26 protein-coding genes and 2 pseudogenes are annotated in these 23,757 nt (G+C 32.0%); 23 read left to right on the top strand and 5 right to left on the bottom strand.

Going from position 1 to position 23,757, the window contains the following annotated elements:
• Positions 1–428 precede the first annotated feature (428 nt).
• The 3 genes and pseudogenes from L8W56_RS08825 to L8W56_RS01315 all read right to left on the bottom strand — a co-directional run.
• Positions 429–1,103 (bottom strand): annotated as a pseudogene (locus L8W56_RS08825) (DAHL domain-containing protein); the annotation flags it as partial.
• Positions 1,087–2,010, bottom strand: coding sequence for a cytochrome-c peroxidase (locus tag L8W56_RS01320; protein WP_263659248.1), 924 nt, complete (start codon positions 2,008–2,010; stop codon positions 1,087–1,089). The gene L8W56_RS01320 and the pseudogene L8W56_RS08825, both read right to left, overlap by 17 nt.
• A gap of 54 nt (positions 2,011–2,064) precedes the next feature.
• The gene (locus tag L8W56_RS01315; protein WP_263659173.1) at positions 2,065–3,354 is read right to left on the bottom strand and encodes an MFS transporter; all 1,290 of its coding nucleotides are present in this window, start codon (positions 3,352–3,354) and stop codon (positions 2,065–2,067) included.
• A gap of 137 nt (positions 3,355–3,491) precedes the next feature.
• Here L8W56_RS01315 and infA point away from each other — a divergent pair, with 137 nt between their 5' ends.
• From infA to flgE, 17 genes and pseudogenes are all read left to right on the top strand, one after another.
• The gene (gene infA, locus L8W56_RS01310) at positions 3,492–3,710 is read left to right on the top strand and encodes a translation initiation factor IF-1 (protein ID WP_012660842.1); all 219 of its coding nucleotides are present in this window, start codon (positions 3,492–3,494) and stop codon (positions 3,708–3,710) included.
• Between the two features lie 173 nt (positions 3,711–3,883).
• Positions 3,884–3,997, top strand: a complete 114-nt coding sequence (gene rpmJ, locus L8W56_RS01305; RefSeq protein ID WP_002781429.1) for a 50S ribosomal protein L36 — start codon at positions 3,884–3,886, stop codon at positions 3,995–3,997.
• A gap of 3 nt (positions 3,998–4,000) precedes the next feature.
• The gene (gene rpsM / locus L8W56_RS01300; protein ID WP_012660843.1) at positions 4,001–4,366 is read left to right on the top strand and encodes a 30S ribosomal protein S13; all 366 of its coding nucleotides are present in this window, start codon (positions 4,001–4,003) and stop codon (positions 4,364–4,366) included.
• Between the two features lie 9 nt (positions 4,367–4,375).
• Positions 4,376–4,768 (top strand): 30S ribosomal protein S11, encoded by a 393-nt coding sequence (gene rpsK, locus L8W56_RS01295; RefSeq protein WP_133319145.1) that lies wholly within the window; start codon positions 4,376–4,378, stop codon positions 4,766–4,768.
• A 30-nt stretch (positions 4,769–4,798) separates the two neighbouring features.
• Positions 4,799–5,425, top strand: a complete 627-nt coding sequence (gene rpsD / locus L8W56_RS01290) for a 30S ribosomal protein S4 (RefSeq protein ID WP_263659172.1) — start codon at positions 4,799–4,801, stop codon at positions 5,423–5,425.
• Positions 5,426–5,439: 14 nt separating this feature from the next.
• The gene (locus L8W56_RS01285; protein ID WP_039627711.1) at positions 5,440–6,453 is read left to right on the top strand and encodes a DNA-directed RNA polymerase subunit alpha; all 1,014 of its coding nucleotides are present in this window, start codon (positions 5,440–5,442) and stop codon (positions 6,451–6,453) included.
• Positions 6,454–6,456: 3 nt separating this feature from the next.
• On the top strand, positions 6,457–6,810 hold the full coding sequence (rplQ, locus tag L8W56_RS01280) for a 50S ribosomal protein L17 (RefSeq protein ID WP_263659171.1): 354 nt from the start codon (positions 6,457–6,459) through the stop codon (positions 6,808–6,810).
• A 116-nt stretch (positions 6,811–6,926) separates the two neighbouring features.
• On the top strand, positions 6,927–7,826 hold the full coding sequence (hisG, locus tag L8W56_RS01275; protein WP_133319147.1) for an ATP phosphoribosyltransferase: 900 nt from the start codon (positions 6,927–6,929) through the stop codon (positions 7,824–7,826).
• A 9-nt stretch (positions 7,827–7,835) separates the two neighbouring features.
• Positions 7,836–9,116, top strand: a complete 1,281-nt coding sequence (gene hisD / locus L8W56_RS01270; protein ID WP_263659170.1) for a histidinol dehydrogenase — start codon at positions 7,836–7,838, stop codon at positions 9,114–9,116.
• A complete protein-coding gene (gene hisB / locus L8W56_RS01265; protein WP_263659169.1) occupies positions 9,113–10,180 on the top strand; it encodes a bifunctional histidinol-phosphatase/imidazoleglycerol-phosphate dehydratase HisB in 1,068 nt (355 codons plus the stop codon). Before hisD ends, hisB begins: the two co-directional genes overlap by 4 nt.
• A gap of 66 nt (positions 10,181–10,246) precedes the next feature.
• Positions 10,247–10,945: a hypothetical protein gene (locus L8W56_RS01260; RefSeq protein WP_041570259.1), complete on the top strand. Its 699-nt coding sequence runs from the start codon at positions 10,247–10,249 to the stop codon at positions 10,943–10,945.
• Positions 10,946–10,966: 21 nt separating this feature from the next.
• Positions 10,967–11,548 (top strand): imidazole glycerol phosphate synthase subunit HisH, encoded by a 582-nt coding sequence (gene hisH / locus L8W56_RS01255; protein ID WP_263659168.1) that lies wholly within the window; start codon positions 10,967–10,969, stop codon positions 11,546–11,548.
• Positions 11,549–11,554: 6 nt separating this feature from the next.
• The gene (locus L8W56_RS01250; RefSeq protein WP_263659167.1) at positions 11,555–12,289 is read left to right on the top strand and encodes a 1-(5-phosphoribosyl)-5-[(5-phosphoribosylamino)methylideneamino] imidazole-4-carboxamide isomerase; all 735 of its coding nucleotides are present in this window, start codon (positions 11,555–11,557) and stop codon (positions 12,287–12,289) included.
• Positions 12,271–13,038, top strand: a complete 768-nt coding sequence (hisF, locus tag L8W56_RS01245) for an imidazole glycerol phosphate synthase subunit HisF (RefSeq protein WP_263659166.1) — start codon at positions 12,271–12,273, stop codon at positions 13,036–13,038. The genes L8W56_RS01250 and hisF overlap by 19 nt, the downstream gene beginning before the upstream one ends.
• 11 nt (positions 13,039–13,049) lie before the next feature.
• Positions 13,050–13,676: a bifunctional phosphoribosyl-AMP cyclohydrolase/phosphoribosyl-ATP diphosphatase HisIE gene (gene hisIE, locus L8W56_RS01240; protein WP_263659165.1), complete on the top strand. Its 627-nt coding sequence runs from the start codon at positions 13,050–13,052 to the stop codon at positions 13,674–13,676.
• Between the two features lie 334 nt (positions 13,677–14,010).
• A pseudogene (locus L8W56_RS08820) lies at positions 14,011–14,615 on the top strand (NYN domain-containing protein).
• Positions 14,616–14,750: 135 nt separating this feature from the next.
• Complete coding sequence (gene flgE, locus L8W56_RS01225) at positions 14,751–17,219, top strand: flagellar hook protein FlgE (protein ID WP_263659162.1); 2,469 nt, start codon at positions 14,751–14,753, stop codon at positions 17,217–17,219.
• Positions 17,220–17,386: 167 nt separating this feature from the next.
• Here the strand turns inward: flgE and L8W56_RS01220 are convergent, their stop codons facing one another.
• Both L8W56_RS01220 and L8W56_RS01215 read right to left on the bottom strand, forming a co-directional pair.
• Complete coding sequence (locus L8W56_RS01220; RefSeq protein WP_263659161.1) at positions 17,387–17,968, bottom strand: zeta toxin family protein; 582 nt, start codon at positions 17,966–17,968, stop codon at positions 17,387–17,389.
• Between the two features lie 133 nt (positions 17,969–18,101).
• Complete coding sequence (locus L8W56_RS01215; protein ID WP_220567024.1) at positions 18,102–19,343, bottom strand: multidrug effflux MFS transporter; 1,242 nt, start codon at positions 19,341–19,343, stop codon at positions 18,102–18,104.
• A 122-nt stretch (positions 19,344–19,465) separates the two neighbouring features.
• Here L8W56_RS01215 and L8W56_RS01210 point away from each other — a divergent pair, with 122 nt between their 5' ends.
• The 6 genes from L8W56_RS01210 to L8W56_RS01185 are packed head-to-tail and all read left to right on the top strand — an operon-like array spanning position 19,466 to position 23,755.
• On the top strand, positions 19,466–19,735 hold the full coding sequence (locus tag L8W56_RS01210) for an iron-sulfur cluster biogenesis protein NfuA (RefSeq protein ID WP_039619526.1): 270 nt from the start codon (positions 19,466–19,468) through the stop codon (positions 19,733–19,735).
• Complete coding sequence (locus tag L8W56_RS01205) at positions 19,722–20,261, top strand: histidine kinase (protein WP_263659160.1); 540 nt, start codon at positions 19,722–19,724, stop codon at positions 20,259–20,261. Before L8W56_RS01210 ends, L8W56_RS01205 begins: the two co-directional genes overlap by 14 nt.
• Positions 20,245–21,528 (top strand): UDP-N-acetylmuramoyl-L-alanyl-D-glutamate--2,6-diaminopimelate ligase, encoded by a 1,284-nt coding sequence (locus tag L8W56_RS01200; RefSeq protein WP_263659159.1) that lies wholly within the window; start codon positions 20,245–20,247, stop codon positions 21,526–21,528. The genes L8W56_RS01205 and L8W56_RS01200 overlap by 17 nt, the downstream gene beginning before the upstream one ends.
• Positions 21,529–21,834 carry a YbaB/EbfC family nucleoid-associated protein gene (locus tag L8W56_RS01195; RefSeq protein WP_039667857.1) on the top strand — a complete coding sequence of 102 codons (306 nt, stop codon included), beginning with the start codon at positions 21,529–21,531 and terminating at the stop codon, positions 21,832–21,834.
• Entirely contained in the window at positions 21,831–22,910 is a 1,080-nt protein-coding gene (locus L8W56_RS01190; protein ID WP_133319161.1) for a PDZ domain-containing protein, read from the top strand. Before L8W56_RS01195 ends, L8W56_RS01190 begins: the two co-directional genes overlap by 4 nt.
• Entirely contained in the window at positions 22,910–23,755 is an 846-nt protein-coding gene (locus L8W56_RS01185; RefSeq protein WP_263659247.1) for a polyprenyl synthetase family protein, read from the top strand. The genes L8W56_RS01190 and L8W56_RS01185 overlap by 1 nt, the downstream gene beginning before the upstream one ends.
• Positions 23,756–23,757 lie beyond the last annotated feature (2 nt).

Below are 23,757 nucleotides of genomic sequence, written 5' to 3'. Positions count from 1 at the left end.
AAAACAGAACTTATTTCATGGACATTAGAAATTTGCTCATGCTGTAAAAGTGAACTTTGCTGTAAAATTTCAGCATTTTGGGAAAGTTTTTGTGAGCTTTTGTGGCTTGAATTTGCAGTTTGTATGGCTTCTAAAACTGAATTTTGCACTATCTGTATGAAAGAATTAATATAGTTAGCACTTGTAGCTAATTCACTTTTTTTATCAATGTCTAATCTTGCACTTAAATTCGCATGTTCTCCCGCTAGATTTGCACTTAGTTTTTCAAGTAAAGATATAGGTATGATTACTTTTTTTAATGTTAAAAGTATGAAAAAAATCAATACAACTAAGGTAAATAGGAAAATTCCTATAGCTGTATAAAGATTATATTTATTTTGTAGATTGATATTTTTAGCAATTAAATTTTGGTGTGCTAGAATTTGTTTTTGCAGTTCTTGATCAAGAAAACTTTGAGAATTATCTTTTAATATTTTAATTTGACTTAATATCATCTTACAATGTGTATTAAAAAGCTCAAATAACTCTTGTGGTAATTGAGAATCTTTTGCGTTTAAATTTGTGACAAGATTTTGTAATCTATTTTGTGCTAAAGGTTCTAATATATCCATAGTTCCTATAATGCTTAAAATATTTCCTATATATTCTATTTGTTTAGCCTCTTGAGTAGTGAGTGCTAATTGATTTGTTTGTTTGATGATCTCTTGTTGAATTTCGTAAAGATAAAGCTTTGAATTTATAGCAATAGAATTGGCTGATTTAAAATGTTGTAGTTGCGTATTTTTTTTCTGAAAAATTGCTTCTAGCTTTTTAGTATCTATTTCATTGGCTTTTAAAATAGCTAAAGTATTTTCAAAATCTCTTACTAGTTTGACGCTAATGTCATAGTTTTGTAGATTTAGTTTATTTTTAAAAATTTCATCTATTTTAGTATCTAGAATTTCTAATTTTTGAAAAGAATCCATAATAAGTGAATTTCTTTTGGTGGTATTGTAAGTATTAAAAATAAATAAAGTCAAAGTTAAAAGCAATACCAAAACCACTATGGATAAAGTGATGAATTGTTTTAAAAAAGAGAAAGTTTTTTTATTTGAGTGGATCATGGTATTCTCCTGTTAAAGAATTTAAAAATGCAACTATATCATCAACTACATCTTGCTCTAAAAATTTACCAAGCTGATAATACGCCATAAATTGTACGCAAGCATCAAGTGTTGGCATAGAACCATCATGAAAATAAGGAGCAGTTTTGGCTATGTTTCTAAGACTTGGCACTTTTACTACAAATTGATCGTGAGGATCTTGAGTGATCTCATAGCGTCCTTTCCAATTTGTTCCATTATCATAAGGAACAAATACCCCCATTTTTTGATACATATTTCCACCTATATTTTGTCCTTGATGGCACGCTATACAACCATTTGATAAAAAGGCATTATAGCCTCTTTTTGCTTGTTCGCTTATAGCATTTTTATCTCCCTTTAAGTAGCGGTCAAATGGGGAATTTGGCGTAAGTAAGGTTTTTTGAAATTCAGCTAAAGCATCTGCTATATTATCAAAGGTAACTTCTCCGTAAAGTCTTTTAAATTCTTTTTCATAAATTGCGTTAGTTTTTACTATTTGCACCACTTCATCTGCATCTTTTAACCCCATTTCTTTAGGGTTTAACAAAGGATGTTTGGCTTGTTCTTGTAAATCTTTTGCATTGCCTCTCCAAAATTGTGCTAGGCTAAAAACGGCATTAAAATTTGTAGGAGTATGGAATGGCTCATCTATTATGCCATTAATACCTGTTGAAAAAGTTTTATTATCTACTCCAAAATTTGCAATATCATGACAACTATTGCAAGATACTTTTTTATCTTTTGATAAACTTGTATCCATATAGAGTTTTTTTCCTAAAATAGCTTTTTCTTTATTATAAGGAATGCCTTCTGGTATAGGTGTAATCATTTCAAATGCTAAAAGTGGTAACAAAGAAAGTATTAAAACAATAAAAATTTTCATAATCATTTTCCTTTAATTTTATAAATTTTTAATTAATAATTTTTTTTAATTATAACATTAAAATCTTAACCTCTTATAAGTAAATATGGTAGTTATCAGTGTTATCAGGGATAAAAACAAAATATAAATAAAAATTCCATACACGAAAGGATTTTCAGGTTTTATAGCCAAAGAATGTAATGCAAATACAAGTTGAGGAGTGAAACCACCCGCTATTGCATAAGCTATATTATAAGAAAAAGAAATTCCACTAAAACGAATACTTGGCTTAAAAATTTTACACATTAAAATAGGTGCTAAAGCATTAATACCACCAAAAAAACACGCTATAAAATAAAAATATATACTCAAATGCAAAATTTGAGCATAGAAAAAATAAAAATAAAAAAAGCACGATAAACTAAATCCTATGGTAAAAATTAAAGCGGTAGCTAAAAAACCAAATTTATCAACCCAAATTCCAGCAAGTAAAGTTCCACAAGATAAAATCACTATTGCAAACATTTGGATTAAAATCGCATCTGTTTTATCAAGAATCAAAACTTCTGATATAAAATTAGGCATAAGTAAAATAAGTATTATCACGCAAGCTGTGAGCATCCAAGTTAAAAGCATAGAAGCAATGATGTCTAAATAAATATTTTTTTCTTTAAAAAGTGTTTTTAAAGGAAATTTTTCTAAATCATTTTCTTGTCGCATTTTTTGAAAAACAGGTGTTTCTTCTAAAAATTTTCTAAGATATATAGAAATGATACCAAAAAATCCACCTATAGCAAATGGAATACGCCAAGCATATTCATAAATTGCTTCTTGATCAAAGTAATGATTAATCGCTAAGGCAACAATACAACCTAAAAGAATTCCAAAAGCCATAGAAGCATTAATAGCGCTAACATAAAAACTATCTCTTCCATCGGGTGCATGTTCTTTTACAAATACCCAAGCACCAGGGAGTTCTCCGCCTATAGCTATACCTTGAGCTATTCTAACAAGTAGTAAAAAAATAGGAGCAAAATATCCTATAGTTTCAAAAGTAGGTATAAAAGCTAGAGAGAAAGTTGGAAGCACCATGAGTAATATACTAAGCATAAACATCTTTTTGCGACCCATTTTATCTCCAAAATGTGCCATAATTATACCACCGATTGGTCTAGCTAAATATCCTGCCGCGAAAGCCCCATAAGTGTTTAAAAGTTTCCAAAAATCACTTAAATCACTAGGAAAAAAATTTCTTGAAATATAATTAGCAAAAAATACAAAAATAACAAAATCATAAAATTCTAAAGCTCCACCCAAAGAAGATAAGGAAAGAGTTTTAAAATCACCTCTTTTTAAAGTTTTTGACATCTATAAATACTTTCTTTTTGTAGTAATTTTGTAATTATAGTAAAAAATATTATAGTTTGTAAAAAAAATATTAAAAATTTAAAAAGAAAAATTGTGATAAAATAATAGCTTTGTATTTTATAGAAAGGAGAGAAATATTGGCAAAAGATGATATTATCGAAATCGATGGTAATGTAATCGAAGCTTTACCTAATGCGACTTTTAAAGTCGAATTAGATAATAAACATGTGATACTTTGTCATATTGCAGGTAAAATGCGTATGCATTATATTAGAATTATGCCTGGCGATAGAGTTAAAGTAGAGCTAACGCCTTATAGTCTTGATAAGGGTCGTATTACATTTAGATACAAATAAGTCTAAGTTGTTTAAAAGCAAAAGTAAAGTATAATTAGCACTTTTGCAGAAATTGCAATAAAACTGTATGAAGAAGTATTTTCAAAATCACCACTTATTTTGAAAATAGTTGGTTGCTCTAAAAACCTGGTGCAGTTGTAAAAAAGTGGAATTTACAATAACAGGAGTAAAGCATGAAAGTTAGACCATCTGTTAAAAAGATGTGTGACAAATGCAAAGTAGTTCGTCGTAAAGGCGTAGTTCGCATTATTTGCGAAAATCCAAAACACAAACAAAGACAAGGATAATTTATGGCTCGTATTGCAGGTGTAGATTTACCAAAGAAAAAAAGAATTGAATATGGTTTGACTTATATTTATGGTATAGGTTTACATACTTCAAGAAAAATCTTAGATAAAACCGGAATTTCTTATGATAAAAGAGTTCATGAGTTAAGTGAGGACGAAGCAGCGGCTATCCGTAAAGAAATTCAAGAAAACTATATGGTTGAGGGTGATCTTAGAAAACAAGTTGCTATGGATATCAAAGCATTAATGGATCTAGGAAGCTTTAGAGGCTTAAGACATAGAAAAGGCTTACCGGTTCGTGGTCAAAAAACAAAAACAAATGCCAGAACTAGAAAAGGTAAGAGAAAAACCGTTGGTGCAAAATCATAAGGATAGAAAATGGCAAAAAGAAAAGTTGTTAAGAAAAAAATAGTTAAAAAAAATATAGCTAAAGGTATAGTTTATATCAGTGCAACATTTAATAATACTATGGTTACTGTAACTGATGAAATGGGAAATGCTATTGCATGGAGTAGTGCAGGTGGTTTAGGATTTAAAGGTTCTAAAAAATCAACTCCTTATGCGGCACAACAAGCAGTAGAAGATGCTTTAAATAAAGCAAAAGAACATGGTATTAAAGAAGTAGGCATTAAAGTACAAGGGCCAGGAAGTGGTCGTGAAACAGCAGTTAAAAGTGTAGGTGCTATGGAAGGTATCAAAGTAACTTTCTTAAAAGATATTACCCCATTAGCTCATAATGGTTGTAGACCACCAAAACGTCGTCGTGTCTAAGAATAAGATATAAGATTTAGGAGAATTATAATGGCAAGATATAGAGGACCAGTAGAAAAATTAGAAAGACGACTTGGCGTAAGCTTGGCAATGAAAGGCGAAAGAAGATTAGCAGGTAAAAGTGCTTTAGATAAACGCCCTTACGCACCAGGTCAGCATGGACAAAGAAAAGCTAAAATTAGTGAATATGGACTTCAATTAAGAGAAAAACAAAAAGCTAAATTTATGTATGGTGTTAGTGAAAAACAATTTAGAAGATTATTTAGTGAAGCTGCTAGAAAAGATGGCAATACCGGTGCGCTTTTAATCCAGCTTTTAGAACAAAGACTTGATAATGTTGTTTATAGAATGGGTTTTGCTACAACACGCCGTTTTGCTAGACAACTTGTAACTCATGGACACATTTTAGTAAATGGTAAAAGAGTAGATATTCCTAGTTATAGAGTAGAAGCAGGCCAAAAAGTTGAAGTGATTGAAAAAAGCAAAAACAATCCTCAAATTTCAAGAGCGATCGAACTTACTGCTCAAACTGGTATAGTTGCTTGGGTTGATGTAGAAAAAGATAAAAGATTTGGAATTTTTACAAGAAAGCCTGAAAGAGAAGAAGTTATCATTCCAGTTGAGGAAAGATATATCGTTGAGTTGTACTCTAAATAATAAAGGTTTTTGATATGAGACATATTACAACTTCTGCTTATACACCAACAGAGTTTAGTATTGAAAATATCAGTGATACAGTAGCAAAAGTAAGTGCATGGCCTTTTGAAATTGGTTATGCTATTACTTTGGCGCATCCTTTGCGTCGTTTGCTTTATTCAAGCACAGTAGGTTTTGCTCCAACAGGAGTTAAAATCAAAGGCGTAGCACATGAATTTGATAGTATGCGTGGTATGCTTGAAGATGTAGCATTGTTTATTATCAATCTAAAAAAATTAAGATTTAAACTAAAAACAGATTCTGAAAAAGAAATCGTAACTTTTAGTTTTAAAGGACCAAAAGAAATTTGCGGAAAAGACTTAGACAATGAAGTTGTTGAAGTTGTGAATGCAGATAGCTACCTTGCAACGATTAATGAAGATGCAGATTTAGAATTTACTTTAATCATTGAAAAAGGTATAGGTTATGTGCCTTCTGAAGAAATTCAAAATTTCTTAGATCCTGAATTTATAGCACTTGATGCGTTCTTTACTCCGGTAAAACATGCGGTTTATGATATAGAAAAAGTGCTTTTTGAAGATAATCCAGATTATGAAAAAGTTGTTTTTACAATCACAACTGATGGTCAAATTTCACCAAGTGATGCTTTTAAAAATGCTTTAGAAGCAATGTATAAACAATTATCAGTGTTTGATAAAATCACTAATGCACAAAGTGTTGTAAGAAGTCAAACACCAAATAATGAAGTAGAACATGTAAAATTACTTCAAAATATAACTGAGTTAAATTTAAGTGCAAGAAGTTTTAACTGCTTAGAAAAAGCAAATGTAGTTTATATTGGTGAACTTGCCTTAATGAGTGTTAGCGAACTTGCAGATTTAAAAAATCTTGGTAAAAAATCTTTAGATGAGATTAAAAGTGTAATGGAATCTATAGGTTTTCCTATAGGAAATTCAAAACTCAGTGATAGTGCAAAAGAAACGCTAAAGAAAAAAATTACAGAATTAAAAGCACAAAATGAAGGATAATCAATGAGACATAGACATGGATATAGAAAGTTAGGTCGCACTTCTACTCATCGTGCAGCCTTATTAAAAAACCTTACCATTGCTATTATTAAAGCAGGTAAAATAGAAACAACATTACCTAAAGCAAAAGAATTAAGAGGTTATGTTGAAAGATTGATCACTCGTGCAAGAAAAGGTGATTTCAATGCTCACAGAACAGTTTTTGCTAGCTTGCAAGATAAAGAAGCTACAAATAAACTTGTAACAGAAATTGCACCTAAATTCGCAGATAGAAATGGTGGTTATACAAGAATTATCAAAACAAGAATCCGCCGTGGCGATGCTGCAGAAATGGCTTTCATCGAATTCGTAGCTTAATTTTTAGCCTTTTAAAGGCTAAAAACTTCTTATTTTTATTTATTTACTTACTATTTTTTGTATTTTTATCCATTTTTTGCTACTATTAATTTTTTTAACTACAAAAAAGGAAAAAAATGCAAGAAAATTCAAGATTACGCATAGCTATACAAAAATCAGGTCGTTTAAGTAAAGATTCTATTGCCTTGCTTGAGTCTATAGGCGTAAAACTTCGCATACACGATCAAAGTTTAATTGCTTTTTCTACAAATTTACCTATTGATTTACTTAGAGTAAGAGATGATGATATACCAGGGTTAATTTTTGATGGAGTAGTAGATCTTGGCATAGTTGGAGAAAATGTTTTAGAAGAAAATGAGTTAGAAAGAAAATCAAAAAACGAAAATGCAGATTTTATAATGCTTAAAAAACTTGATTTTGGTGGGTGCCGCTTGTCTTTAGCATTACCAGAAAATAGTGAGTATAAAGGTATAGAAAGTTTTAAAAATTTACGCATAGCAACTTCTTATCCACAGCTTTTAAAGCGTTTTATGGAAGAAAATAATATCCCCTATAAAACTTGTATGTTAACAGGCTCAGTTGAAGTAGCACCAAGTGCAAATTTAGCTGATGGAATTTGTGATTTAGTTTCAAGTGGAGCTACTTTAAAAGCAAACGGACTTAAAGAAGTTATGGTAATTTATAAGTCAAAAGCTTGCATTATCCAAAGAAAAGAAAGTTTAGCTTCACACAAACAAGAATTAATCGATAAATTACTCATTAGAATTCATGGAGTTATGCAAGCAAGAGAGTCAAAATACATCATGTTGCATGCTCCTATTGAAAAGCTAGAAAAAATCACAGCCTTGTTACCAGGTGTTGAAAAACCTACGATTTTACCTTTAGAAAATGATAAAGCTAGAGTGGCACTACATATGGTAAGTCAAGAAAATTTATTTTGGGAAACTATGGAAGCTTTAAAAAAAGAAGGTGCAAGTGCGATTTTAGTTTTACCTATTGAAAAAATGCTCTCTTAAAGGATAAAAATGCAAATACTTGATTTTGAAAAATTAAACCAAAACGAACAAGAATTAGCACTCAAGCGTCCTGCTATGAGTGCTAATGCACAGGTTAAAACCATAGTAGAACAAATCATTGAAGATGTCAAAACAAATGGCGATGAAGCTTTAAAACAAATGGCTATAAAATTTGATAAAGTAGAGTTAAATTCCATCAAACTAAGCGATGAAGAGCTTAGTAATTTAGCAGAGCAAATTGATGATGAGTTAAAACAAGCTATTAAAATAGCTTATGAAAATATCTATAAATTCCACAAAGCTCAAGAAAGTCAAACCATAGAGGTTCAAACCTTTGAAGGGGTAACTTGCAAGGTGCTAACAAGAGCCATTGAAAAAGTAGGGCTTTATATACCAGGAGGCTTAGCACCACTTTTTTCAACCGCACTTATGCTAGCTATCCCTGCTAAAATTGCAAAATGTAAATTCATAGCCTTAGCTTCCCCAGCGCCATTACATCCTGCCATTGCTTTTGTGGCAAAACTTTGCGAAGTTGATGCAGTGTATCAAATAGGTGGAGCAGGAGCCATAGCAGCGCTTGCTTATGGAACGCAAAGTGTGCAAAAAGTGGATAAAATTTTTGGCCCAGGAAATGCTTTTGTAACTGAAGCCAAAAAGCAAGTTAATAATCATGGAGTAGCTATTGATATGCAAGCAGGGCCTTCTGAAGTGTTAGTTTTAGCAGATGAGTTTGCTAATGCTAAATTTATAGCTTCAGATTTACTCTCGCAAGCTGAACATGGAGCAGATTCTCAAGCGATTTTAGTTTGCACAAGTGAAAAATTAGCCAAAGAAGTTGATAGTGAAGTTGCTTTGCAGCTTGAAAAACTCTCGCGAAAAGAAATTGCTTCAAAATCTTTAGCACACTCTAAAATCATTCTTGCAAAAGATATAAAACATGCCATAAGTATTTCAAATGACTATGCACCCGAGCATTTGATCATTCATACACAAAATCCATCTAGCTTGCTTGATGATATTATGCATGCAGGTTCAATATTTTTAGGTGAGTATTCTCCAGAATCCATGGGAGATTATGCAAGTGGGACAAATCATGTATTGCCAACTTATGGTTTTACCAAGTCTTATTCTTCATTAGGGCTTGCTGATTTTATGAAAAGAATGAGCGTGCAAGAACTTAGCAAAGAAGGCTTTAAAAAGCTTGGTCCTGTGGTGGAAATTTTAGCAGCAGCTGAAGGACTTGATGGGCATAAAAATGCCGTGAGTTTAAGATTAGAAAGTCTAAAATGAGTGCAAAAATTTTATTTATTGATAGAGATGGCACGCTCATTGATGAGCCAAAAGATGATTTTCAAATCGATTCTTTAGAAAAACTTGAGTTTGAAAAAGGTGCCATCAATGCACTTTTAAAGTTAAAAAATTTTGGTTTTAAATTTGTTATGGTAAGTAATCAAGATGGTCTAGGCACAAATTCTTTTCCTAAGGAAAATTTTGACAAGGCTCATGAAAAAATGCTAAGTGTTTTTCAAAGTTGTGGCATAGAATTTGAAGATATTTTTATATGCCCGCATTTTGAGCATGAAAATTGCGCCTGCAGGAAGCCAAAAACTGCCATGCTTGAAAACTACATCAAAAATAAACTTTATGACAAAAATAAAAGTTTTGTTATAGGCGATAGAGACAGCGATATGCTTTTGGCGCAAAATCTTGAAATTCAAGGTTTAAAATATGACAAAAACGACTTTAATTGGGAGCAAATTGCTGATTTTATTTTGCAAAATTACCGCAGTGCCTGTATAGAGCGTAATACCAAAGAAACCCAAATTCAAGTTAAAATGGCTTTTAATGAAAAAGCAAAAGCTAATATAAAAACAAATATCGCATTTTTTGATCATATGTTAGAGCAAATTGCTACGCATGCAAATATATCTTTAGAGATAAAATGCAAAGGAGATTTAGAAGTTGATGAACATCATAGCGTAGAAGATGTCGCACTTGCTTTGGGCGAGGCTATTAAAAATGCACTAGATCAAAAAATAGGTATTGCAAGATATGGCTTTGTTTTACCTATGGATGAGTGCTTGGCAAGTTGTGCGATTGACTTTTGTAATAGACCGCATTTAGTTTATAAGGCTAAATTTAAAAAAGAAAAGCTTGGAGAATTAAGCACAGAAATGATAGAGCATTTTTTCTACTCACTAAGCTATGCTATGGGTGCGAGTTTGCATTTAAAAGTTAAAGGCAAAAACGATCATCACAAAGCCGAAGGACTTTTTAAAGCCTTTGCGAGAGCTTTAAAAATGGCTATAAAAATAGAAAATGAAAACCTAGCAAGCTCTAAAGGAGTGATATGAAAATTTTTTTTATAATGCAAGTGTTTGTAAAATATGATCACTTATTATGTTATATGAGACTTAACAATGAAACAAAAAGATAATGTTATAGAAGCTTTTAAAAATAATAATAACTTTGCAACTTTAAGTCAGCTTTATATGCTGACAGATGTTAGTAAATGGGAAACAAAAACACCTTTTGCAAGTATTAGAAGAATATTACAAACAAATAAAGAATTTTATAAAATCACAGCAGGACTTTGGGGTTTAACAGAGAAAAAGCATGAGATTGAAAAAAAATTAAATTTGATAAATAACGAATGTCAGTTTAGTCATTCTTATTATCAAGGGCTTATTGTCTCAATTGGAAATTTAAGAGGCTTTCAAACTTTTGTTCCTAGTCAAGATAAGAATAAATATTTTATGGATACTAGGTTAGGCGACTTGGCTACTTTAGATTCTCTTTATAGTTTTACATATGATGAATTGACACAAAAAGCTAAATTTAGCGATTGTATTTGGTTTAATGAACGAAAAATGCCTCATGCTTTTTATGAGGTAGAGCATTCTACTAATATAAAAAATTCTATTAACCGTTTTTATGAGCTTCAAGATTTTAGAGCAAAATTTTTTATTGTTGCGCATAAAAATAGATATAGAGAATTTCAAAATATAATTTCGAATTCTATTTATGAAAAAATAAAAGATATTGTATATTTTGCAGATTATGAGAGTATTGCTAAGCAATATGAGAAAGAGAGTGTAAAATATGAAATGGGAATTTAATTTTTCAAGAAAGTGTTTATCATGAAACTAGCTATTATAGATACAGGTTGTGCGAATTTAGCTTCACTTGCTTTTGCACTCGAGCGTTTAGGACAAAAAAGTATTATCACGCATGATTTAAAAGAACTCTCACAAGCAGATAAGCTTTTGCTTCCTGGGGTTGGCACAGCAGCTAAAGCAATGGCTAATCTACAAGCACTTAATTTAGAAAATTTTATCCAAACTACCACAAAACCACTTTTAGGCATTTGTCTTGGTATGCAAATTTTGGGTAAATTTTCAGAAGAATTACACCAAAAAACACTTGGTATTATGCCTTTTGAAACACAAAAATTCCAAGAAAAAGCAAATTTTACTTTCCCACATATGGGGTGGAATCAAGTCTTTAGCCCTCATGAGCTTTTTAAAGGCTTAGATGGAGCTTATTTTTATTTTGTGCATAGTTATTGTGTGAGTTTAAATGAATACACCATCGCAGAGTGTGAGTATTCTACCAAATTTAGTGCAAGTTTAAATAAAGACAATTTTTATGGTGTGCAGTTTCACCCTGAAAGAAGCGGCGAAGCGGGCGAAGTATTATTAAAAAATTTCATAAATATGTAGGTAAAAATGCAAACTCAAATCATTCCGGCATTAGACTTAATAGATGGTAAAGTAGTAAGGCTTTATAAAGGAGATTATGCTAAAAAGCAAGAATACAGCTTTGATCCTTTGGCTAAATTTCAAGAGTATGAGGCTCAAGGTGTTGCTTGGCTTCATTTGGTGGATTTAAGCGGTGCAAAAGATCCTAGCAAAAGACAACTAAAACTCATAGAAAACCTAGCTTCTAAGATAAGAGTAAATCTTCAAGTAGGTGGAGGAATTCGCACTAAAGATGAAGTTAAAGCTTTGTTTGATAGCGGTGTTAAACGCGTAGTTATAGGCTCTTTAGCGGTTAAAAATAAGCCCCTTGCACAAGAGCTTTTGAGTGAATTTGGCGTAGAAAGTATAGTCTTAGCGCTTGATAGTATTTGCGTTAAAGATGAGTTTTTTGTGGCTGTTGATGCATGGAGTAAAACAAGCGATGAGAGTTTGTTTGGGCTTTTAAATTTTTATAAAGATGTAAAACATATCTTATGCACAGATATCTCTAAAGATGGCACGATGAGTGGAGCAAACATCACTTTATACAAAGCTTTGCATGAGAAATTCCCACATTTGCAAACCCAAGCAAGTGGAGGCGTGGCGAGCTTAGAAGATTTTAAAAAGCTAAATGGCATAGTAAGTGGTATCATCGTAGGTAAAGCCTTGCTTGATAAAGAATTTAGCATAAAGGAGGCTCAAGAATGCTTACAAAACGCATAATTGCATGTTTAGATGTAAAAGATGGTAGAGTAGTTAAAGGGGTGCAGTTTAAAAATCATGAAGATATGGGAGATGTTATAGAACTTGCTAAATTTTACTCACAAAATGGCATTGATGAGCTTGTATTTTATGATATTACAGCTTCAGCCAAGAATGAGCGTATCAATAGAGCTTGGGTAAGCAAAGTAGCACAAAATATCTCTATACCGTTTTGCGTCGCAGGGGGTATAAAAAGCGAAGATGACGCAAAAGAACTTTTAGCAAATGGTGCTGATAAAATTTCTATTAATTCTCCTGCTTTAAATGATCCTGATTTAATCTCACGCCTTGCAAAAAGCTTTGGAGTGCAATGCGTAGTTGTAGGTATAGATACTTTTAAAGATGAAAACAATGAGCTTTTAGTCTATAAATACACTGGAGATGAGAGCAAATCTCATCATAGTGGTAAAAAAACACTAGATTGGGTAAAGCAAGTATGCGAGCTAGGAGCTGGCGAAATCGTGCTAAATATGATGAATCAAGATGGCATGAGAAAGGGTTATGATCTCGATCAACTTACCAAGGTTAGACAAATTTGTCCTGTGCCTTTAGTGGCAAGCGGTGGCGCAGGGACCAAAGAGCATTTTTTGGACGCTTTTAAACTTGGTGTTGATGGAGCTTTAGCAGCTTCAGTGTTTCATAAAAAACTTATAGATATTAAAGAATTAAAACTATTTTTAAAAGATCAAGGCATGCAAATTCGTATTTAAAAGGAAAAACTATGGGTATAAATGAAGAAGAATTTATAAAAAGTATAAATTGGCAAAAGGTAAATAACCTTATCCCTGTGATAATCCAAGATTATCATTCTTGTGAAGTTTTAATGCAAGGTTTTATGAATGAACAAGCTCTAAGAGAGAGTTTTAAGCACCAAAAGGTTGTATTTTACTCACGCACTAAAGAGCGTTTGTGGATGAAAGGTGAGCAAAGTGGGAATTTCTTGCATATCATAGATATGGGGCTTGATTGTGATAGAGATTGTATTTTAATCCTTGTAAAAGCTCAAGGCGCTACTTGTCATACAGGCGATACTTCTTGTTTTGAAACGCTTTCTAAAAAAGCTGATTTTGTATTTTTATCGCGTCTTGAAAGACTTATAAACTCACGCAAAAACACTTGCGCAAGTTCTTCTTACACGGCTGAACTTTTTTCAAAAGGCACTAAACGCATAGCACAAAAAGTAGGTGAAGAGGGCGTTGAAACCGCTTTGGCTGCTACTATTAAAGATAAAGATGAGTTGATAAATGAAGCTGCTGATTTACTTTATCATTTAGAAGTGTTATTAGCTGATGCGGATTTGAGTTTAAATGATGTGATTGCTAAATTAAAAGAAAGAAATAAAAATTAAGCGTGATTTCTCACGCTTAATTAAGCAATATTTTTGAAAAGATTCACTGACTATATCGAGTAATTTTAAAAAAACTTTACAAAATTTTACAAATGTCTTTTTGAAAAGTTATAGCAATTTTAATTTATTATGTTAAAATAAATCATCATTGCATAGCGAGAAGTCGTCTAGCCGTTTATTTTTAGATTGACATCTCGTTATGTATAGTAGGACTTTTATAAATAATTTTAGTGAAGATATAAACTTTTCTGTTATACAGCCTAGAAAAACTGCTGTTTTGGTAGATTTATCCTTTTTTATAGAAAGATATAACACTTTAAAACATATCAAAGATATGACTCCTGAAGAATTAGCTAAAAGATTAAAAGATTATGTGTTTGAGTCTGTTAAAAGAAATAGAGATTATTTATATAGAGTTTATGTTTATGACTGCGAACCATTAAATAAAAATGTTCCAATACCGCCCATAAAAAAACAGATAAATCATTAAATCTTGGAAAAACCGATACTTTTAAATTTAGAACTAGATTATTAGATTATTTAAGACAGCAACCATATTTTGCTGTAAGATTGGGTGAGATTGATGAAAATAACTTCCAATGGAAAATCAAAAATTATGATAAATTTAAACAACTTTTATATAAAGAGATAGAAATCGATAGTTTAACTGAGGATGATTTTGTTTTAGATATTAGGCAAAAAGGTGTTGATATGAAAATAGGACTAGATATTGCTACTTTATCTATAAAAAAGCAAATTGAAAAAATCATTCTTATCACTGCAGATAGCGATTTTATACCGGCTATAAAACACGCAAGAAAAGAAGGGGTTATTGTTCAGTTAGATCCTATGAGAGTTCCAAATTCTCAAATCAAAAAAGGTTTATTAGAGCATATAGATATTCTTTCATCAGTCTTTAAAAATACTAGCAATTCTTAATTACACAATTCACATTATAAATTTATACAAGTTTTAGAAATATTTACATTTTTGGAACACTTATTGCTTTGTCTTGGCTAAGCAATAGTAGATTGTGAAGTAATCACAAAGCAATATTTTTTAAAGGATTTAATTATGATGAGATCTCTTTGGGCTGGGGTTTCAGGACTCCAAGCACACCAATACGCAATGGATGTAGAAGGTAATAACATAGCCAATGTTAATACATTTGGTTTTAAATATTCTCGTGCGGATTTCTCAACGCTTATGAGTCAAACTTCTAAGATAGCTACAGCTCCAGATGGCAACCTAGGTGGTAAAAACCCTATGCAAGTTGGACTTGGTGCAGGTGTAAATTCTACTACTAGAATTCACTCTCAAGGTAATATCCAAACTACAGACAAAAACACCGATATGGCTATCAATGGTGATGGATTTTTCATCGTTTCAAATGATGGTGGCACTACGCAGTTTTTTACCCGTGCAGGGGACTTTAAAACAGACGCAGTAGGAAATTTCGTAGATAATAACGGCTACACCGTTCAAGGTTGGAATTATAATCAAGAAACGGGTCAAATTGACTCTTCAACTTCAGTGCAAGATATAGTTATCCCACCTGGTATGAGTATGCCTGCTAGAGCAAGTACTTCAGTAAGCCTTACAGCAAATTTAGATAGTGGTAATACTTTAGGTATGAATGCTTCTGCTAAGCGTCCTATCTATGCTCTTGATTCTACTCATGGTATGAGAAATGATACAGGAACAGTAATAGATGAAAATGATACTGGCCATACTGAGTTTTATACTACTTCTAAAAGTGGAGCCCAAGTAACTGAAAAAGGTGTAGATATGGGCGTGGTGTTTAACGCTCAAGGTGAGGGTTTAAACCTAAGAAGTGGACAAGGTATGTGGGTAAGTTTTGCAGATGCTAAACATACATCAAATGTTAAAATGCATGCTAATTTACCAGAAGATCCATCTAAATGGACAGCAAATACTCAATATACTTATTGGGGTTTTAAGCAACCGGATGGAAGTGTGCAAAATGCAGTTTTAGATATTACTATTAATGGAACTCGTATTCATGCTGAAGGTGTAGGACAAGAAACTTTTATCAATGCCATCAATGCTAAGACAGCTGAAACTGGTGTAGTAGCTTCAGTGGTAGATGGTAAAATCACTTTTACTAATGATAATAGCACAGGAACTACCGCTAAATCTAAAAATTTAGATATTACCATTCATGATACAACTACAGCTGGTGGCCAAGTTAGAGTTCCTCAGGTCCCAGAACAAGGACAAAATGTAACCGAAGCAAATTTAAGGCTCGATGGAGTAGCTCGCAGCGCGTGGTTAGGAACAACTGGAGCAGCTAATAATCAAGCTAAAACTACGGTTCAAGTTATAACAGCACATGAGTATATATATAGTTCTAATAATGTGGATATAGGAGCCAATCCTAATCCTGGGGCAAATACAGCTGGGCAAGCAAATATGCCTAGTGCAAATGGACAAAGAACCTTCCATACCACTGAAGATTTAAGAGAGCTTTTACAAAGAGATGCAAGATGGGGTGTGGATTATGATGGTGATGGATCTTTGGAAAATTGGGCTAATGGTGGTGGAAATGCTATAGGTCAAGATGCAAACCCTTTGGTGGAGGTGGTAGTAGAAAGCGATGGTAGATTTAAAATAACTAATCCAAAAGGTCCCGCTGCAAAAGATATGACTTTTAAAGTTACAGGTTTTTCAGATGAAACCAATAAAATCGCTACCAATGATAAATTTACAGCGATGTTTAGTGCTTTAGATGGAAATTTCAACGCAGGTAATAATGAAAAATATTCTCAAGATATGTACTTATCAGCTCATACTGCTAGTATAGAAATCTTTGACTCATTAGGAACTAGACATGAGCTAACCGTGCAATTTACCAAACAAACTAAAACAGCAGATGGTGGGGCTGAATGGTCTATCATCATCTCAGTGCCTGAACCTGCAGAGATTAATTTTAGTGGTGATGGAGCTCCGGGAAATATAGTAGTAGGAAATTTAAGATTTGGTAATGATGGCTCACTTCAAAGCTATACACCAAATGTATTAAATTTCACCGGAAATAACGGCTCAAAACCTGATCAAGTTATAAAACTTGACTTTGGAACAACAGGTGGTTTTGATGGTTTAACAAGCTATGATAAAGACTCATCTACTACTAAACAAGAAACAGATGGTTACACAGGGGGTAATCTAAAGCCAGATGCATTAAGAACTGATGAGAATGGTTATATCTATGGAGAATTTACAAATGGTAAAACTCTAGCGCTAGCTAAGGTTGCTCTAGCTACTTTCCCAAATAATATGGGTCTTGAAGAAATGGGTAATAACCTTTATAAAGCGACAGCAAACTCAGGAACAGCTACCATAGGTCATGCAGGCGAAGGCGGTAGAGGGGGCTTAAAAGGCTCAGCCATAGAAATGTCGAATGTGGATTTAAGTCGTGCATTAACAGAGCTTATCGTAATCCAAAGGGGTTATCAAGCAAACTCAAAAACGATTACCACAAGTGATCAGCTTTTAAATACTTTGCTTCAATTAAAACAATAATCTTAACCCAAGGTTTTAAAAACCTTGGGATCAAGCTTTACAAGGTTATCGAGGTAGCCTTGTAATACTTGATAGCCTTGAAGCCTTCAATCTATTGCTAACTCACTTCTTTCTTGCCTTAAGGAGTGAGTAGCATGATTTGCATATCGACAAGTTAAAATAAAAATTTATAAACTTGGATTTTTAAAATTTATCATTAATGGTTCTAGCCATTTGGTAGTTTCAAATACTTCTAGCCTGTTGTTTTTAAATTCTAAGAGTTTTTTATAATTTTGAGTATTGTCAAAAATAGTAATGCGATTACAGAATTTGGCAACGGTGTTAAAATTTTGTAAAGACTCGTAGTATCTTTTTTCTATAAGCTCTTCTTTTATATCATGCCCGCCTTTAGCTACGCGAATTTTAACTCTTTGTTTTGCTGTGTTTGGAGAGTCTAGTCCGATGTAGTAAAGATTTATAGTGTAAGAATTTTTTTGTAGCTTTTTGAATAAAGATAAAATGCTAGTGCCGCAAAGTGTGGTTTCTTGGTTAAAATCATAAGCTTTTTTAATATAGTTTTCACGCATTTTAATGGCTATCCTTGAAGCTCTAAATTGATCTTCTTGATTTTTCCAATCACCAAAGCTACTTACGATTTCATCGATGTTGATTCTAAGTCCAAAGTCTTTGTTTTTTTCAAGTTCATTATAATATAAGGTAGTTTTTCCACATCCTTCGGCTCCTGCAAAAATAGTAGCTATTTTTTTCATTAATAAAGCCTTTATTTTATTGATTGATGAGAAATTTTAACATAAATTGTTTATAAGTGTTTTGAAAATAAATATAAAGTTTTTTGAAAAAGGTTCGATATAGTCAGTGAATCTTTTCAAAAATATTGCTTAATTAAGCGTGAGAAATCACGCTTAACTTCTTTTTGATTTTATTTAACTTTCTTTTATTAATCAAACTTAGATAAGAAATCAAAGATAAAAATGTGCAAGTTCCTAAAATAAGTGATAAAAATATAGGTGTATTAGCATTTAAAAGACTTACTAAAAATGCCATTACTCCTGCCATAGCAAATTGTGCTGCACCTAAGAGTGCTGAAGCACTGCCTGCATTTTGTTTTGATCTTGCCATGGCTAAGGTTGTGGTATTTGGCAGGATAAAACCCAAACTTGCTATGATAAAACACAAAGGAATTTCAAAAGCCCAAAAACCTAGCTCAAAAGTTGCACCCAAAATGAGTAAAAAAGTTAAAAAAGTAATCACCATAAGCGCTCTAGGGAGTATATAATAAGGAGAAAATCTAAGGACTAATCTTGCATTGATATTTGCACATATAACAAAGCTTAGAGCATGAGCTCCAAAAAGGGCTGCGTATTGTTGCTCGCTTAATCCAAAAACGCGTGTAAAAACAAAAGATGAGCCGGTTAAATAAGCAAAAAAACCTGCAAATATTAAATTTCCACAAAGCAAATATACTACAAAACGGCGATCTTTTAAAACTTTTTTGTAACTTTTTGTAACCTCTTTGTGATTGAATTTTTTTCCTTTGGTGTTGTGATTGCTTTCTTTTAGAACAAAAATAACAAGTAAAAATAAAATAAAGCCTAAGATAAACAATGTTAAAAATATACTACGCCAAGAAAAAAATTCAAGTAAAATTCCACCAAAAGTAGGAGAAAGCATAGGTGCTAAAGAAGTAAAAACCATCATTAAAGCATAAACTCCTGCTGCTTCTTTAAGCTCAAAAACATCATTTACTATAGCTCTTGCTACGACTACACCCACGCAACCCCCTAAAGCTTCAAAAAAACGCAAAGCTATAAAAGCATGAATGGAATCAACTAAAACACAAGCAATACTTGAAGAAATAAAAATAAAAAGTCCTATATATAAAGGTTTTTTTCTGCCATATACATCACTTAATGGTCCATATAAAAGCTGACCTAAAGAAAAGGCGATGAAAAAACTTGCAAGAGAAAGTTGAGTGTAAAAAGAATTTGTTTGGAAGCTTTTTTCTACTTCATTTAAAGCAGGTAAATACATATCAGTTGAAAGTGGTGCTATGGCAGATAAAAAGCCTAGTATGATAATGAGTTTGAGTTTTTCAAAACCTTTTATTTGGGTGTGTTTTTGCATAAAATTTCCTAAAGTCTTTTTACCATTGTATAGCAAAAAGTCTAAAATAAACAATAATTTACATTTTTTAAAGGCAAATAAGATAAAATTAAACTAAAAATAATCAAGGAAAAATTATGAATATGCCTTTTAGTGATGAGGAATTAATCGAACCTGTAAAAGCCAGTCTAGCTAAAACTATGCATATTTTAGAAAATGATGGCGGAGGGCTTGATTTTTTGGGTGTGAAAAATGGTGTAGTTTATGTGAAACTAACCGGAGCTTGTCATGGCTGCCCAGCTAGTGGGACGACTTTGAAATATGGCTTGGAAAAACAACTTAAAATCGATATACATCCAGATATTACTATAGTAAATTTAGCAGGTGGGGAAAGCGAATTTGCAAAATTATAAAAAAATAGCCATAGAATGTTTTTACAAAAAAGATTTTAAAAATGCTAAGATGTATTTTTCTCTTGCTTATGAAAAGCGTAAAAATAAGAGACTTTTAACTTTTATTAATATTTGTGATTTGGCTTTAAAAAGCCCTGAAGAAGCTTTTGTTTTTTTTGAATTTTTTATGCAAAATTATAAAAATACTAAAGTAGATAAAGACTTAGAAAAACTCATTAATCTTAGCCAAAGTGTGCAGTTTGAAGAAGATAGCGAAGATTTTGAGGGCTTGAGTTATCAAGATTTTTTACTTAGCGAAGCAAAAGTTGGGTTTAAACAAGCCTTAGAAAATGTTATAATATCTAATAAACTTATTATTAACGATAAAGAAGATTTTGTGGATTTTTTAGAAAAGCTTTTAGAACATGGTTATAAAGATATGCTCGTAGCTTATATGGAAGATGTTTCAGTGCATTTTTATTCTAATTATAGATTTATTAAGCTTAGTGAGAAAATCAAGGAATTAAATTATGATAGTAAAGATTGAAAATACTTTCATTTGTGATAATTCTAATGAATGCGAAAAAGATTGTTTTTTCTTAAAAACTACTCAAAATGAAAAATTTCTTCATCAAGCTTTAGAAAAACAAGCAAAAGTTATTGGCATTGGCGAATGCAAGAAGCTTTTAAATATAGATGAAAGTATTAAAATCATAGGTATTACAGGCACAAATGGCAAGACAACTACTGCAGGGGCTATTTACTCTATCTTGCTTGATTTAGGTTTTAAATGTGCCTTAATGGGAACTAGGGGTAGTTTTATAAATGATAAAAATATCACTCCAAAAGGCTTAACTACTGCTCCTATTTTACAAACCTTAGAGCTTTTATCTTTAGCAAGTAAGGAAAAATGTGAATTTTTGATTATGGAAGTAAGCTCGCATGCTTTGGTGCAAAATCGCATTGAAGGGCTTGAGTTTAAGGCTAAAATTTTTACTAACATCACTCAAGATCATTTAGATTTTCATGGGGATTTTCAAAACTACCAAGCAGCAAAAGAAAGTTTTTTTACCGATGAGTGTATGAAATTTATCAACAAAGATGCAAAAGCTATAAATTTTAATGTCAAAGGTGCTTTTACTTATGGAGTGGAAAATCCAAGTTATTACCACATTAAAGCTTATGCTTTAAAAAATGGCATTGAAGCTGTGGTAAATTTTGGTAAAGAAACTTTTATGATTGATTCTTCTTTGGTGGGGCTTTTTAATCTTTATAATCTTTTGGCTGCAAGTGCTTGTGTAAATGAACTTGTTAAGCCAAATTTAAAAGAGCTTGAAAAGGCCATTAGTAATTTTGGCGGCATTGAGGGTAGAATGCAAGTGGTTGCAAAAGATGTGATTGTAGATTTTGCTCATACGCCCGATGGCATAGAAAAAGTTTTAGATGCTTTAAAATATCGTGATTTGATTGTAGTTTTTGGAGCAGGGGGAGATAGAGATAAAACTAAGCGTCCGTTAATGGCTAAAGTTGCCAAACACTATGCTAAAAAACTCATCATCACAAGTGATAATCCGCGTTCAGAAGAGCCAATGGATATAATTAATGATATTTTAAATGGTATAGAAAAAGATGAGAGTATTTTTATAGAATGTGATAGAAAAGAAGCGATCAAAAAAGCATTAGAGTTTAAAACAAAAGATGATTTTGTAGTGATTTTGGGTAAGGGCGATGAGACTTATCAAGAAATCAAGGGTGTAAAATATCCTTTTAATGATAAAGAAGTAGTATTAGAGATATTAAAAGAAGGAAAATAAATGTTTGAAAATATGGATTTTTCTAAAATGGGCGAGCTTTTAACTAAGGCTCAAGAAAAAGCAAATGAATTAGAGCAAGAAGCTTTAAAAAAAGAATTTAGTGCAAAAAGCGGTGGTGGTTTAGTAAAAGTTAGTGCTAACGGAAAAGGTGAAATCATCGATATAAACATTGATGATTCTTTGTTAGAAGATAAAGAGTCTATGCAAATTTTACTAATAGCAGCGATTAATGATGTGATGAAAATGGTAGAACAAAATAAAAAATCAATGGCTAGTAATTTATTTAGCGGAATGGGAATGCTATGAGAATTTTACTTTGTATTTTGGGTGTAGTTTGCACACTTTTTGCTGTGCCAAGACCGACTTTTAATGATTTTTTGGGTTGTTATGAAAAAAATAAAGCTAGTATGTTGATTTATGAGGGCTTACCCGCCTTTGCTTTAAATGAAAATACTTTAGCAGTAGTTAAAACTAAAAACGCGAAATTAAACAGCTATACTAAATATGATCCCTTTTTAAATTTGTATTTAGTAAAAACAGATTTTAGTTTAATTCCTGCACCTATGGGAAATGAAGAAGATTTAACACGCAATAGTTGGGTGGGAATTTTAGATAGCAATAAAAGCTATATAGGACATTTGAAGTATTTTGGGCAAAGTTTGACAGAGCGTGATCAACTTGACTTTGCTTCTAAAATCGGAGAGCTTAACTCGCCGTGTTGTAAAATGCTTGGTATAAGTTTAGAAGATGGCAAACTTATAGGTAATCGTTATTTAAAACACTTTGCAAAATATCCTGATGCTTATTGGGGTGATATAGGTGTGGATTTTGATATGCGTGATGGCAAAATTTATGTTAAAAATGTGCGTAAAAATGGACAATTTTTACTTAATGATGAGCTTGTGAGTGTTGATGGACAAGCTTATGATGATTTAAGAAAACTAAATGAAAAAATTTTATTTGCTGATCGCGGTGCAACTTTATACTTTAATGTATTAAGAGATAATAAAGATGTTAATATCTCCACTATGGTTTTTGATAAAGACTTGGGTGTATTTGCTAAGCCTAAAAAAGTGGTTCAAGCTAAGCCAAGTTCTTTTTATAGCAATCTAGGATTGCGCGTAGATATGAAAATGAATGTTACAGAAGTTACTCCAAATTCTAAAGCACAAATGGCTGGATTTTTAAAAGGGGATAAGATTTTAAGAATTAATAATCAAAAAATCAACAATTTTAATGAACTTCAAGCTGTTTTAGCTCAAGCTAATACTTTTGATATTCTAGTCTCAAGACAAGCAAGCAATATCCCTTCAGCGAAAAATAATGACTTTGAGCATTTTAATAAAGGATACTTTGACTTTTTTATAAGGCTAAATAAGTGATTTTAGAAAAATTCAAACAGCATTTAGAGCAAAATTTTCCTAAAACTCAAAGTTTTCATCCATTTTTTAATGAAGCATTAAAATGGATGTTAGAAGCTGGTGGGAAGCATTTTAGAGCCCAACTGCTTTTGGGTATAGTTAATGCTAAAAATCCTGCTTTGTTTGAAAAGGCTTTAAATGCAGCTTTGGCTTTGGAATTTATCCACACTTACTCTTTAATACATGATGATTTACCCGCTATGGATGATGCTTCTTTGCGTAGAGGAAAGCAAACTTTACACAAAAAATATGATGAAACTACGGCTATTTTAGTGGGCGATGCTTTAAATACTCAAGCTTTTTTACTTCTTTCTAAGCTTGATTTAAAAGAAAATGTTAGATTAAAACTCATAGAAATTCTAGCCTTTAATGCAGGGCTTGGCGGTATGATTATCGGGCAAGCTATTGATTGTTATTTTGAAGATATGCCTTTAAATTTAGAGCAAGTTGAGTTTTTGCACATTCATAAAACTGCAAGATTGATTGCAGCGGCTTTAAAAATGGGTTGTGAAATTTGTGAGTTAGATGAAAAAGAATGCGAGCAAATTTATGAAATAGGGCTTTTGATAGGATTAGTTTTTCAAATCAAAGATGACATTATCGATGCGACTTTAGATACTCAAGAAGCAGGAAAGCCAACTCATAATGATTTGCATAAAAATTCTTTTGTTAAACTTTTAGGTTTAGAAGGTGCTAAAAAGGCAAAAGATGATAAAATTGCTTTATGTGAAGAAAAAATGAAAAATTTAGACTCTAAGCTTGCTAATGAGCTTCAAATTTTGATTGATAAATATTTAAAAGGTTAAAC

The sequence above is a fragment of the Campylobacter sp. IFREMER_LSEM_CL1085 genome, from assembly GCF_025772235.1.
GTDB lineage: Bacteria > Campylobacterota > Campylobacteria > Campylobacterales > Campylobacteraceae > Campylobacter_D > Campylobacter_D lari_D.
This window is presented reverse-complemented; position numbering and strand designations above follow the sequence as displayed.